The 13662-nt window shown below is 66.8% G+C and carries 8 protein-coding genes; 6 read left to right on the top strand and 2 right to left on the bottom strand.

Annotated features, from left to right (window positions below):
• Positions 1 to 267: 267 nt before the first annotated feature.
• The 6 genes from LXT12_RS10245 to LXT12_RS10220 are packed head-to-tail and all read left to right on the top strand — an operon-like array spanning position 268 to position 7329.
• Positions 268 to 726, top strand: a complete 459-nt coding sequence (locus LXT12_RS10245) for a type IV pilin protein (RefSeq protein WP_233391673.1) — start codon at positions 268 to 270, stop codon at positions 724 to 726.
• The gene (locus tag LXT12_RS10240; RefSeq protein WP_233391671.1) at positions 720 to 1316 is read left to right on the top strand and encodes a GspH/FimT family pseudopilin; all 597 of its coding nucleotides are present in this window, start codon (positions 720 to 722) and stop codon (positions 1314 to 1316) included. The genes LXT12_RS10245 and LXT12_RS10240 overlap by 7 nt, the downstream gene beginning before the upstream one ends.
• Before the next feature lie 11 nt (positions 1317 to 1327).
• Positions 1328 to 1720 carry a type IV pilus modification PilV family protein gene (locus LXT12_RS10235; RefSeq protein WP_233391670.1) on the top strand — a complete coding sequence of 131 codons (393 nt, stop codon included), beginning with the start codon at positions 1328 to 1330 and terminating at the stop codon, positions 1718 to 1720.
• Entirely contained in the window at positions 1720 to 2883 is a 1164-nt protein-coding gene (locus LXT12_RS10230; protein ID WP_233391668.1) for a PilW family protein, read from the top strand. Before LXT12_RS10235 ends, LXT12_RS10230 begins: the two co-directional genes overlap by 1 nt.
• Before the next feature lie 5 nt (positions 2884 to 2888).
• Positions 2889 to 3491 (top strand): pilus assembly PilX family protein, encoded by a 603-nt coding sequence (locus LXT12_RS10225; protein ID WP_233391666.1) that lies wholly within the window; start codon positions 2889 to 2891, stop codon positions 3489 to 3491.
• Positions 3492 to 3522: 31 nt separating this feature from the next.
• On the top strand, positions 3523 to 7329 hold the full coding sequence (locus tag LXT12_RS10220; RefSeq protein ID WP_233391664.1) for a pilus assembly protein: 3807 nt from the start codon (positions 3523 to 3525) through the stop codon (positions 7327 to 7329).
• A gap of 64 nt (positions 7330 to 7393) precedes the next feature.
• Here the strand turns inward: LXT12_RS10220 and LXT12_RS10215 are convergent, their stop codons facing one another.
• Both LXT12_RS10215 and LXT12_RS10210 read right to left on the bottom strand, forming a co-directional pair.
• Complete coding sequence (locus tag LXT12_RS10215; protein ID WP_233391663.1) at positions 7394 to 8869, bottom strand: glutamate synthase subunit beta; 1476 nt, start codon at positions 8867 to 8869, stop codon at positions 7394 to 7396.
• 11 nt (positions 8870 to 8880) lie between these two features.
• Positions 8881 to 13638 (bottom strand): glutamate synthase-related protein, encoded by a 4758-nt coding sequence (locus LXT12_RS10210; protein ID WP_233391661.1) that lies wholly within the window; start codon positions 13636 to 13638, stop codon positions 8881 to 8883.
• Positions 13639 to 13662: the final 24 nt, after the last annotated feature.

Below are 13662 nucleotides of genomic sequence, written 5' to 3'. Positions count from 1 at the left end.
TAGGGGAAACACGGAGAGGGCCGCGCAGCCGGGGTAGTTCGCCCGTCCGACGGCCTCGGATGGCTCGCGCGCCTCGCCATGCGCCGCGTGGTTACGCCTGGTTGCGGCCACCTACGATTGGACACGCGGAGATGCCGCTTGATGTGTGCGCCAGTTCACGAATCGACACCCGCCGACGACCAGCGTTCGCGCCGTCACGACAGGCGGTTATCCGGGCCAGGCGCCCGACACCAAAATACCCGGCATCTGCTCTAGGAAAACGTCGCCATGCCCCGTCAAGCCCGACCTGTCCCCGCCCGAGGCTTCACGCTCATCGAGGTGATGATCACCGTCGCCATCATCGCCATCCTGGCTGCCGTGGCAGTCCCGCAGTACACGAGTTATGTGACGCGCAGCCGGCTTGCCGACGCGAGCACCGGCTTGGCCACCATGCGGGCGCAGATGGAGCGCTACTACCAGGACAACCGCACCTATGCCGACAGCGGCACCTTCGTGTCGCCCTGCAACAACGCCACCACGTCGGCTCGGACTTTCGGCAGCTTCCTCATCGGCTGCACCAAAGCTACAGACAAGGAATTCGTCCTCGAGGCGGTCGGCAGCGGCCCGGTCAGCGGCTTCAAGTACACGATCAACCAGCAGGACGTGCGCGCGACAACGGCGGTGCCGTCCGGCTGGGGCAGCACCTGCACCAGCAAGTGGATCATGAAGAAGGGCGAATCATGCTGAACGCCCCGGACCGCGGTTTCAGCCTCGTCGAGCTGCTGGTCGCGGTCAGCGTGCTGGCCGTGCTGATGGCCATGGCGGTCCCGAACTTCACGACCTGGATCCGCAATGCACGCGTGCGCACCGTGGCGGAGGCCCTTCAGGCCAGCATCCGGCTGGCCCAGGCCGAGGCGCAGCGGCGCAACCAGTCGGTCGTGCTGTTTCGCACCAGCAGCAAGGAATGCTTGACCACCTCGACGGCCGATGCTGCAGGCATGCAGTGGCAGATCCGCTCGGTACCCAACCCGCTGATGACGGACGACGTGCCTGAAGCCATTCAGTGCGGCGTGCTGACGGACGTCTCGACGGGCGTCAAGATTTCAACGTCGACGCAGGCGGCAGCCCTGTGTTTCGCAGGCGATGGCCGGCAGACGACGCTGACCAATCCGGCGGCCATCGGTCAGGACTGCACCGCGAATGCCATCACCTTCCGCGTCGAGCCGACGACCGGCGGCGCCGAGAACCGTCCCTTGCAACTGGACGTCTCGCTGTCGGGCGCCGTGCGCATGTGCGATCCGGGCAAGGCCAAGAGCGCGCCGGATGGCTGCAGATGAGGAGATCCGTGGTGAAGCACGCCAAGACAACGCCGGCCCGCGGCTTCTCGCTCATCGAGATGCTGGTGGGCGTCCTGATCATCTCGTTCGGGCTGCTGGGTCTGCTCACTTTGCAGGCCAGGGCCTTGCAGGCCTCCGTCACGACCGAGGATGCGCAGCGGGCAGCGTTGCTGGCCAACGAGATGGCCGCCTTGATGATCAACGCCAACACGGTGAACGTGGACGATGCGACCGTGGTGAAGCCCTGGGCCGCCCGCGCCGCCGACCCCGCCAGCGGCGGCATGCCAAGCGGCAACGGCACGGTGGTCGTCAACGGCAATACCGCGCGCATCACCCTGACCTGGAAGCCCACCGGCAGCGCCACCGACAGCTATCGTTATGCCACCGACGTGGTGATCCCGTGATGAAAGCGCCTACAGGTCACAACAGCGGCTTCTCCCTGCCCGAGCTGATGGTGGCGGTGGTCATCGGCCTCGTGCTGACGCTGACGATCTCCACCATGGTCGCCCGCCAGGAGGCCGTGCGCCGCGGCGTCACCTCCGGCAACGACCTGACCAGCAATGCGGCCTATGCGTCCTATCTGCTGGACCAAGAACTGCGCAGTGCCGGAGCAGGCTTCAGCCAGGCCGTCGGCAGCAACTACAGCTGCACGCTGCTGGTCTCTCGCGACAACGCGCAGTTGCTGCCGTCGCCCACCGCGTTTCCCGCCCCCTTCGCTGCCATTCCGCAGAATCCCGTACTGGCACCGCTGATCGTCCATGCTGGCGCCGGGGCCGGCGGATCGGACGTGATCGCCGTGGCCACCGGCAATTCGGGATTGGCCGAAACCGCGATGCAGGTGGTGCCGGGAACGGCCGCTGCCGGCCAGGTGAGGTTGCCCAACACGCTGGGCATGCGCGGGGGCGACCTGGTGCTGGTGTCGCAGCCGCAAGCCGCCCCGCCCGTCAACTGCATGCTCGAGCAAGTGGGGCCGGGGTTCGCCGGCGGAGCCGCCGAAGTGCTCACCTTCGGGGGGCGGTATGCGGCCGATGTGATCAATGGCGTCGCACTGGCGGGCTATGCCGTCGGCAACACGACCATCTCGGCGCTGGGCAATGTGACCGGCAACAATCCCCGGCTGCAGCTGCTGGGCATCGACGACAACAACCGGCTCATGGCCTATGACCTGCTGCAGTTGACGGCAGGCACCCAGGCGCTTGTCGAGGGTGTCGTCGACATGCGGGTGCGCTACGGCGTCGCGGCGCTGCCGCTGGCCCCCGTGCCAGCCAACCGGACGGTCGCCAACTGGGTGGCGCCCACGGCCAACGGCTACACAGCGGCTGCGCTCAGTGCCGGTACTGCGGCGGCGCAGACGAATCTGCAGTCCATCCTGGCGGTGCGCGTGGGCCTGGTGCTGCGCAGCGACCAGGCCGAGAAGAGCGATGTCACCACGCCGAAGCTCACGCTGTTCGGCGACCTGCCGGCGGCCTTGCAGTACACCTACACCGTCCCCGCCGGCACGACGACCCAGCGCTACCGCACCGTGGAGTTCACCGTGCCGTTGCGCAATGTCCGCTACTCCCGTTAGCCGCCATGAAACACCACTGCGCCCCATCTCCGCACCGGCGCCAGCAGCGCGGCATCGTCCTGGTCTTCGCCCTCATCACGCTGGTCATCCTCATGATCGGTGCGGTGGCCATTTCGCGCTCCGTGAGCAGCAGCCAGTTCACGCTGGGCAACATCGGCTTCAAGCGCGACCTCACCAACCAGGGCGAGCGGGCGATTCAATTGGCCATGCAGGCCGTGCGCGCTGGCGGCGCGCTGTCCACCGAAGCCGCCCGCAATGCCGATATGAAGTCGGCCAACTACAGCGCCACCCTGCTGCCCACCAATGCCCAGGGCATCCCGACCGCGTTGCTGAATGACGCCGCCTTCGCGGCCGTCGGCAGCGCACCCGACATCTCCGTGGATGTAATGCGCGTCAAGATCCGCTACGTGATCGACCGCATGGCGACGACCGCGGGGCCTTGCACGCCCAGCACCTGCACCATGGCCAACCAACAGGTCTTCGGTGGGGCATCGAACGAGGCGCCCAAGCCGTCCCCGCCCGCGCAGGCGATCTTCCGCATGACGCTGAAAGTGACCGGCCCGCGCAACACGGTGTCGTTCTTCCAGTCCACGTTCACCACCAATTGAGACACCGCCCCAAGGCGCGTCGAGGTCAATCATGAACGCAGTCCGCATTGCCAGCGCTCGCAGCGTGGTCGCAGCCCTCAGCCTGCTGTCGATCGCAGCCACGACGACAGCCCAGGTCCGCCTGGCCGACCAGCCGGTGTTTTCCGCCGTCAACGTGCCGGGCAACCTGGCGCTGGCACTGTCCGTCGAGTTCCCGACCGCCAACAGCGTCGCCCATCCGCGAGGCACCTATTCGGCCGCCAACACCTACATCGGCTACTTCGATCCACAGAAGTGCTATGCCTACCGCTACACCGACGGCATCAGCACCGACAACTACTTCTATCCGGTGGCCAAGGCGCCAAATCGCACCTGCACCGGTCAGTGGAGCGGCAACTACCTGAACTGGGCGTCGATGCAGACCATCGACCCGTTCCGCTGGGCGCTGACGGGTGGCTACCGGGTCACCGACACGACGACACTGACGGTGCTCGAGAAAGCCTGGGCCACCAATCAGGGCGGCACCAACAATTTCCCCGACAGCAGCGTCTCGGGCAACGCCACGGTGTCCGGCGCCACGCCCTTCTCGAACGCGGCCGGCATCGCCACGCGCATCGCGGCGCTGGGCAACAAGATGCGCTTCATGACGTCGGCGACGACCACGCCGGCCCCCAACTACGGCAACGCGGCCACGGCCTACAACCCCGGCGCGAACTACCAACACGACAAGCTCTACGAGATCTTCATCCGCGTCAAGGTCTGCGATACCTCGCTCGGCCTGGACGCCATGGAGAGCAACTGCACGCTCTATCCCAACGGCAACTACAAGCCGACCGGGCTGATGCAGCAGTACGCCGACAAGATCCGCTACAGCGCCTTCGGCTACCTCAACGACAGCCGCATCTCCAACAACGTCGTCACGCGCGACGGTGGCGTGTTGAGGGCCAAGCAGAAGTTCATCGGCCCCTCGATGCCTGTGCCGGGCGGCCTGCCGGTGGCGAATTCGAAGGCCGAGTGGGACGCCTCCACGGGCGTGATGCTGTCCAACCCCGACACCGCCGACGCCACCGCCTTCGGCGTGACGGTCAACAACAGCGGGGTGATGAACTATCTCAACAAGTTCGGGGAGATCAACCCCAGCGCCACCAGCACCTACAAGACCTACGACCCGGTGGGTGAGCTGTACTACGCGGCGCAGCGATATCTGCGCAACAAGGGCAATGTGGCAGCCTGGACCGCGCCAGGCAACGCCGATGCGGCCACCCTGGCGACCTGGGCCGATGGATTTCCCGTCATCACGAACTGGGACGACCCGATCCAGTATTCCTGCCAGCGCAACTTCATCCTCGGCATCGGCGACGTCAACACCCATGCCGACCGCAACCTGCCCGGCGCCACTGGCGCATCGGAGCCTGCGAAGCCCGCGGAGGTCAGCAACGACACAACCATGAATACCGTCGACTGGACCAACCGCGTCGGCGTCCTGCAGGGCCTGGGTACCTCGCTCGGTACCGTCCAGGGCTATAACGGCTGCTGCACCAACAACGGCGCGCTGATGGCCGGCCTGGCCTACTGGGCCAACATCAGCGATATCCGCCCGGACTGGCCCGGCACCCAGACCATCCAGACCTATTGGCTGGACGTGCTGGAATACGGCGCCTTCAAGGCCAACAACCAGTTCTACCTGGCAGCCAAGTTCGGCGGCTTCAAGGTGCCCGACAACTACTCGGACTCGACCGCGACCGCCGACCAGTTCAAGAAGGACGCCTCGACCAAGAGCTGGTGGTACACCACCACGGACACCGTGCCCAATGGCGATCCGAGGCCGGACAACTACTACACCGCCGCCCGTGCGGACCAGATGGTGGCGGGCCTCACCAAAACCTTCTCCAGCATCGCCTCCCAGCTGAGCGCCTATTCGACGTCCTTCGTCACTTCGGTGCCCCAGATCGCCACGCTCGGCGTTTCGTCCTATGCGGCCAAGTACGACGCCAAGACCTGGACGGGCGACGTGGTGGCCAGCCTGGCCACGATCAACACGGACACCGGCAAGCCCAACCTGGACACGCGCTGGAACTTCTCCGACAAGCTGGCTGTCCAGGCGGCCGGCACCGGCTGGGACGGCGGGCGCAACATCGTCACCTACAACACCTCGACACGCGCCGGCGTGCCGCTGCGCAGCACCAGCATCTCGTCGACACAGCTGTCGCTGCTGAACACCGACTACGTCACCGGCGACGATTCGGTGAACTATCTCAACTACCTCCGCGGCGACCGCACGAACGAACGCTCCTCGACGGCGAGCAACTCCACCCGCGCCTACCGCGACCGAGCGACCCTGGTCGGCGACATCGTCAATGCCAAGGTTCGGCCGGTCGGGCCGCCTTCGGCGCCCTACTCGGCCGTGAGCAACCCTGGCTACGACAGCTTCAAGACCACCTATGCCAGCCGCACCCCGATGGTGTATGCCGGCACGAACACCGGCATGCTGCACGCCATCGACGGCAACCTGACAGGCACCACGGCGGGCCGTGAGGTCTTCGCCTATGTGCCAGGCACGCTCTTCAACGGTCCGACGTCGACGCCCAACGTCAACGGGCTGGCCTCGGTCGGCAAGCCCGACTTCACCCACCACTTCCTGGTGGACGCGACACCGATGGCCGTGGACGTCGACCTGGGCCGCACCGCCGGCGGCAGCGGCACGGACTGGCGCACGCTGCTGGTGGGAGGGCTGGGCAAGGGGGGCAAGGCCATCTACGCACTGGACGTCACCAACCCCGCCTCCGTCACCAACGAGGCAACCGCGGCGCAGAAGGTGCTGTGGGAATTCACCGACGCGGACCTGGGCTACACCTACGCTCAACCGGTCGTGGTGCGGACACGCAAGTACGGCTGGGTCGTCGTGGCCGCTTCGGGCTACAACAACAGCAACGGCCGCGGCTACTTCTTCTTCATCAACCCGCGTACCGGGGCGCTGCTGGAGAAGGTCGCCGTCGACTGCGACACCTGCTCGGCGAGCAACCAGATGGGCCTGGCCCACCTCAATGCCTTCATCATCGACCTCAGCGAAGGCGTTGCCGATGCCATCTACGGCGGCGACCTGATGGGCAACCTGTGGCGGCTGGACGTGACCGGTTCGTCCGGCTACCCGGCACCGCTCAAGCTGGCCACGCTGACGGGCTCGGACGGCAATGCGCTGCCCATCACCAGCAAGCCACTGCCCGTGGTGCAACCTGGCACCAACCGGCGTTACATCACCGTCGGCACGGGCCGCCTGTTGGACTCCAGCGACCTGAACAGCTCCCAGGCGCAGCGCTTCTTCGCCATCCTGGATGGCACCAACGCCTTCTTCAGCACGGCGGCCGACCTGCCCTCGGGGCTCAGCTTCCCGTTCACCGTGACGAACATGCGCCAGCTGACCGACCTGAGCACCAAGATCACGCTGGATCTGCGCACCCAGGTGGGCTGGTATCTGGACCTGGGCGTCTCGGCGGGCGGGCCTGGCTGGCGCGTGCTGTCGGATCCCGTGTCCTACTACGGCATCGTGTCGTTCGCGGCCACGGCGCCCAGCTCAGGCGACGCCTGCTCGCCCAACGGCAACAGCCGTGTCTTCGCCATCGACCTGGGCTCGGGGTCCTGCGCGCTCAAGGGCGCCAGCTCGTCGTGCTACGTCAGCCCGCCCGATGGCGTCGTCGTCGACGTGCAGATCATTGCCGACCCGCCGACCGGCAGCGACCCCACCAAGGTTCGCGTCGTCTACGGCGACGACAAGGGACGGACTGGCGGCCAGGAAGTGACGCCGCCCGGAGCCATCGGCCTGCAGCGCCTGAACTGGCGCGAGATCGTCATCCGGAACTGAGGCTTCAGAGCCCCCAAAAGACGAAAGCCGCCCGAGGGCGGCTTTCGTCGTTCAGGCAGCGTGATCAGCGCGGCAGGCAGCTCGCCCCCATCAGGTATTCGTCCACCGCCTTGGCGGCCTGGCGGCCTTCGCGGATGGCCCAGACGACGAGGCTCTGGCCGCGGCGCATGTCGCCGGCCGCGAAGACCTTGTCGACGTTGGTGCGGTAGGCGTTCGCGCCCTCGGTCGAGGCCTTGCCGTTGCCACGCGCGTCCTTGTCCACGCCGAAGGCCTCGAGCACCGACGCCACCGGCGACACGAAGCCCATGGCCAGCAGGGCCAGGTCGGCCTTCAAGATCTGCTCGCTGCCTTCGATCTCGGTCATCTTGCCGCCCTGCCATTGCAGTCGCACGGTCTTGACGCCGGTGAGCTTGCCCTTCTCGCCGATGAACTCCTTGGTGGCGATGGCGAACTCGCGATCGCAGCCCTCCTCGTGGCTGGACGAGGTGCGCAGCTTGATGGGCCAGTAGGGCCAGGTCAGCGGCCGGTCTTCCACTTCGGGCGGCTGGGGCAGCAGCTCGAACTGCGTCACGCTCTTGGCGCCATGGCGGTTGCTTGTGCCCACGCAGTCGCTGCCGGTGTCGCCGCCGCCGATGACGATGACGTGCTTGCCGTCGGCGCGCAATTGGGCCTTGAGCTTGTCGCCCGCGTTCACCTTGTTCTGCTGCGGCAGGAACTCCATCGCGAAGTGCACGCCGGAGAGTTCCCGGCCCGGCACGGGCAGGTCGCGCGACTGCTCGGCGCCGCCGGTCAGCACCACGGCATCGAACTGCGCCTTCAACTCGTCGGCCGAGATGGTCTCCTTGGCCCAGTTGGTGACCTTGCTGCCCTCGGGCATCGCACCAACGAGCACGCCGGTGCGGAACTCGACACCCTCGGCCTTCATCTGCTCGACACGGCGGTCGATGTGGGACTTCTCCATCTTGAAGTCCGGGATGCCATAACGCAGCAGGCCGCCGACACGGTCGTTCTTCTCGAACACCGTGACGCTGTGGCCCGCGCGCGCCAGTTGCTGGGCGGCGGCCAGGCCCGCGGGGCCGGAGCCGACGACGGCGACGGTCTTGCCGGTCTTGGCCTTGGGCGGCTGCGGGAGCACCCAGCCTTCGGCCCAGGCGCGGTCGATGATGGCGTGCTCGATGGACTTGATGCCCACCGCGTCATCGTTGACGTTCAGCGTGCAGGCCGCCTCGCAGGGTGCGGGGCAGATGCGGCCCGTGAACTCGGGGAAGTTGTTGGTGCTGTGCAGTACCGTGATGGCCTGCTTCCAGTCCTCGGGACGGCCCTTGTAAACCAGGTCATTGAAGTCCGGGATGATGTTGTTGACCGGGCAGCCGTTGTTGCAGAACGGCGTGCCGCAGTCCATGCAGCGCGCGCCCTGCTGCTTGGCCTGCTCGACGTTCAGCCCGATGACGAATTCCTTGTAGTTCTTGACGCGAGCGGCGACGGGCTCGTAGCCCTCTTCCAGACGCTCGTACTCCATGAAGCCGGTGACTTTTCCCACGGCGATGCTCCTCAGACTTTCGCGGCCTCAGGCGCCTTGGCCTGGGCGATGGTTTGTGCGGCTTCCTTGGCGGCGTTGAGCTCGCCCAGCGCGCGGCGGTATTCGTTCGGGAACACCTTGACGAACTTGGTGCGCGACTCGGCCCAGTGGTCGAGGATGTCGCGGGCGCGCTGGCTGCCGGTCCAGCGGTGGTGGTCCTCCAGCAGCCGCTTGAGGATGGCCTCGTCGGTCTGGGGCTCGCGGTCGGTGCCGTCGACGGCCTTGGTGCGGTGCCAGATGGCCTTGTCGACGCTGGTTTCCTGCTCGTGCGCCGGCAGCAGCTTCTCCAGCGAGACCATGCTGGTGTTGCAACGCTTGGCGAAGTGGCCGTCCTCGTCATAGACGTAGGCGATGCCGCCGCTCATGCCCGCCGCGAAGTTGCGGCCGGTCTTGCCCAGCACGGCGACGGTGCCGCCGGTCATGTACTCGCAACCATGGTCGCCCGTGCCCTCGACGACGGCCGTCGCGCCCGACAGGCGCACGGCGAAGCGCTCGCCAGCCACACCGCGGAAGAAGGCCTCGCCGCGGGTCGCGCCGTAAAGCGCCGTATTGCCGACGATGATGTTCTTGGTGGCGTCGCCGCGGAAGTCGATGCTCGGGCGCACGACGACGCGTCCGCCGGACAGGCCCTTGCCGGTGTAGTCGTTCGCGTCACCGATCAGGTAGAACGTGATGCCTTGCGCCAGGAAGGCGCCGAAGCTCTGGCCGCCCGTGCCTTCCATCTGGATGAAGACGGTGTGGTCCGGCAGGCCCTCGGGCTTGCGGCGGATCAGTTCACCCGACAGGCGCGCACCGACCGAACGGCGCACGTTGGTCACCTCCTGCATGAACTGCACCTTCTCGCCCTTCTCGAAGGCCGGCAGGCACTTCTCGATGAGCTTGACGTCCAGGGCACGCTCCAGGCCGTGGTCCTGCACGTCGTTGTGGATGCGCGAGACATCGGCCGGAACGCTCGGGCGGTGGAAGATGCGGGAGAAGTCCAGGCCCTTGGCCTTCCAGTGGCTGATGGCCTTCTTGGTGTCCAGCCAGTCAGAGCGACCGATGAGTTCGTCGAACTTGCGCACGCCCAGCTGGGCCATGATCTGGCGCGCCTCTTCCGCGACGAAGAAGAAGTAGTTGACGACGTGCTCGGGGCGGCCGGTGAACTTCTTGCGCAGCACCGGGTCCTGCGTGGCCACACCCACCGGGCAGGTGTTGAGGTGGCACTTGCGCATCATGATGCAGCCCTCGGCCACCAGCGGCGCGGTCGCGAAGCCGAACTCGTCGGCGCCCAGCAGCGCGCCGATGACGACGTCGCGGCCGGTCTTCATCTGGCCGTCGGCCTGCACGCGCACGCGGCCTCGCAGGCGGTTGAGCACCAGCGTCTGCTGCGCCTCGGCCAGGCCCAGCTCCCAGGGCGTGCCGCAGTGCTTGATGGACGACCAGGGCGAGGCGCCCGTGCCGCCGTCGTGGCCGGCGATGACGATGTGGTCGGCCTTGCACTTGGCGACACCGGTGGCCACCGTGCCCACGCCCACCTCGGACACCAGCTTGACCGAGACGTCCGCCCTGGGGTTGACGTTCTTCAGGTCGTGGATGAGCTGGGCGAGGTCTTCGATGGAGTAGATGTCGTGGTGAGGCGGCGGGCTGATGAGGCCCACGCCCGGCACGGAGTGGCGCAGGAAGCCGATGTACTCGCTGACCTTGCCGCCGGGCAACTGGCCACCTTCGCCGGGCTTGGCGCCCTGGGCCATCTTGATCTGGATCTGGTCGGCGCTGACGAGGTATTCGGTGGTCACCCCGAAGCGGCCCGAAGCCACCTGCTTGATCTTGGAGCGCAGGCTGTCGCCGTCCTGCAGCTCGTAATCGGCCGCCATGATCTTGTGGCCGAGCACGTCGCCGACCTTGCTGCCGCCGGTGATCTTGATGCCCTTGAGCTCGTTGCGGTAGCGGGCCGGGTCTTCACCGCCCTCGCCCGTGTTGCTCTTGCCGCCGATGCGGTTCATGGCCACGGCCAGCGTCGCATGCGCCTCGGTGGAGATGGAACCCAGCGACATGGCGCCGGTGGCGAAGCGCTTGACGATCTCGGAGGCCGGCTCGACCTCCTCCAGCGGCACCGCCTTGGACGGGTCGAACTTGAACTCGAACAGGCCGCGCAGCGTCATGTGCCGCTTGCTCTGGTCGTTGATGATCTGGGCGTATTCCTTGTAGGTCTCGAACTTGCCGCTGCGCGAGCTGTGCTGCAGCTTGGCGATGGCGTCGGGCGTCCACATGTGCTCTTCGCCACGGCTGCGCCAGGCGTATTCGCCGCCGGCGTCCAGCATGTTCTCGAGGACGGGGTCGTCACCGAAGGCGGCCTCGTGCATGCGGATGGCTTCTTCCGCCACCTCGAACACGCCGATGCCACCGACCTGCGTGGCCGTGCCGCGGAAGTACTTCTCGACGAAGTCGGCCTTCAGGCCGATGGCTTCGAAGATTTGCGCGCCGCAGTAGGACATGTAAGTCGAGATGCCCATCTTGGACATGATCTTGGACAGGCCCTTGCCCACCGCCTTGATGTAGTTGTAGCGGGCCTGCTCGGCGGTGAGCTTGGCGGGCAGCTCATCGCTCATGGCCTCCAGCGTCTCGAGGGCCAGGTAGGGGTGGACGGCCTCGGCGCCATAACCGGCCAGCACGGCGAAGTGGTGCACCTCGCGGGCGGTGCCGGTCTCGACGACCAGGCCAGCCGTCGTGCGCAGGCCCTCGCGCACCAGGTGGTGATGCACGGCAGACAGCGCCAGCAGCGCCGGGATGGCGATGCGGTCGCGGCCGAGATGGCGGTCCGTGATGATGAGGATGTTGTGGCCGGTCTTGATCGCGTCCACGGCCGAGGCGCACAGGGAGGCCAGTTGGGCCTCGACGCCGGCACGGCCCCACTCGCGCGGGTAGGTGATGTCGAGCTCGCTGGGCTTGAACTTGCCGTTGGTGGGCGCCTCGATGCCACGCAGGCGGGCCATGTCGTCGAAGTCCAGGATGGGCTGGCTGACCTCCAGGCGCATCGGCGGGTTGACGGCGTTGATGTCCAGCAGGTTGGGCTTCGGGCCGATGAAGCTGTTCAGCGACATCACGATGTTCTCGCGGATCGGGTCGATCGGCGGGTTCGTGACCTGGGCGAAGAGCTGCTTGAAGTAGTTGTAGAGCGGCTTGTTCTTGCTGGACAGGACCGCCAGCGGCGAGTCGTTGCCCATGGAGCCGATGCCCTCCTCGGCGTTGGCCGCCATCGGGGCGAGCAGGAACTTGATGTCCTCCTGGGTCGTGCCGAAAGCCTGCTGGCGGTCGAGCAGCGAGGTGGCGAAGCCCGGCCGGGCGGCCTCGGGGACGGCAATGTCGTCCAGCTTGACGCGGACGTTCTCGATCCACTGGCGGTAGGGGCGGGCGTTGGCGAACTGGTTCTTCAGTTCTTCGTCATCGACGATGCGGCCCTGCTCCAGGTCGATGAGGAACATCTTGCCGGGCTGCAGGCGCCACTTCTTGACGATCTTGCTCTCGGGGATGGGCAGCACCCCGGACTCCGACGCCATGACGACGAGGTCGTCGTCCGTGATGCAGTAGCGGGCCGGGCGCAGGCCGTTGCGGTCGAGGGCGGCGCAGACCTGGCGGCCGTCGGTGAAAGCCATGGCGGCGGGGCCGTCCCAGGGCTCCATCATCGCAGCGTGGTACTCGTAGAAGGCGCGGCGGCGCTCGTCCATGCCCTCGTGCTGCTCCCAGGCCTCCGGGATCATCATCATGGCGGCGTGGGCGAGCGGGTAGCCGGCCATCGTCAGCAACTCGATGGCGTTGTCGAAGGTAGCCGTGTCGGACTGGTGCTCGAAGCTGATCGGGTAGAGCTTCTTCAGGTCGTCACCCAGCACCGGCGACTTCATCACGCCTTCGCGGGCGCGCATCCAGTTGAAGTTGCCCTTGACCGTGTTGATCTCGCCGTTGTGGCAGACCATGCGGTAGGGGTGGGCCAGGGGCCACTCGGGGAAAGTGTTGGTGGAGAAGCGCTGGTGCACCAGGGCGATGGCCGAGACGACCCGCGGGTCGGCCAGGTCCTTGTAGTACTTGCCGACCTGGTCGGCCAGCAGCAGGCCCTTGTAGATGACGGTGCGGCAGCTCATCGACGGCACGTAGTACTCGCGGCTGTGCGTGAGCTTGAGCGCCTGGATGGCGCTGGAGGCCGTCTTGCGGATGACGTAGAGCTTTCGCTCCAGGGCGTCGGGCACGATGATGTCCGGGCCGCGGCCGATGAAGATCTGGCGGATCACCGGCTCCTTCTCGCGCACGGTGGGCGACATGGGCATGTCGCGGTCCACCGGCACGTCGCGCCAGCCCAGCAGCACCTGGCCCTCGGCCTTGACCGCCCGCGCCAGTTCCTGCTCACAGGCCAGGCGGGAGGCATGCTCCTTCGGCAGGAAGATCATGCCGACACCGTATTCGCCGGGAGGCGGCAGGCTGATGCCCTGCTTGGCCATCTCCTCGCGGTAGTACTCGTCCGGAATCTGGATGAGGATGCCCGCGCCGTCGCCCATCAACTTGTCAGCGCCCACGGCACCGCGGTGATCCAGGTTCTCGAGGATCTTCAGGCCCTGCTCGACGATGGAGTGCGCCTTCTGGCCCTTGATGTGCGCCACGAAGCCGAGGCCGCACGCGTCCTTCTCGTTGGCCGCCCGGTAAAGGCCCTGCTCGGCCAGCTCTTGAATTTCCGACTGAATCTGCGCGGCGTGGCTCATGGCGCCCTCCTGGAACTCGACAGA

It is taken from the genome of Pelomonas caseinilytica (genome assembly GCF_021353235.1).
GTDB classification, from domain to species: Bacteria; Pseudomonadota; Gammaproteobacteria; order Burkholderiales; family Burkholderiaceae_C; genus Pelomonas; species Pelomonas caseinilytica.
The sequence above is the reverse complement of the archived record's forward strand: the minus strand, read 5'-3'. Positions and strand labels throughout refer to the sequence as shown.

Bases quoted from the DNA above. Each gene is read 5' to 3' on its own strand.
- LXT12_RS10225 (WP_233391666.1), top strand. From the start codon at position 2,889: ATGAAACACCACTGCGCCCCATCTCCGCACCGGCGCCAGCAGCGCGGC.
- LXT12_RS10230 (WP_233391668.1), top strand. From the start codon at position 1,720: ATGAAAGCGCCTACAGGTCACAACAGCGGCTTCTCCCTGCCCGAGCTG.
- LXT12_RS10220 (WP_233391664.1), top strand. From the start codon at position 3,523: ATGAACGCAGTCCGCATTGCCAGCGCTCGCAGCGTGGTCGCAGCCCTC.
- LXT12_RS10245 (WP_233391673.1), top strand. From the start codon at position 268: ATGCCCCGTCAAGCCCGACCTGTCCCCGCCCGAGGCTTCACGCTCATC.
- LXT12_RS10210 (WP_233391661.1), bottom strand. From the start codon at position 13,638: ATGAGCCACGCCGCGCAGATTCAGTCGGAAATTCAAGAGCTGGCCGAG.
- LXT12_RS10240 (WP_233391671.1), top strand. From the start codon at position 720: ATGCTGAACGCCCCGGACCGCGGTTTCAGCCTCGTCGAGCTGCTGGTC.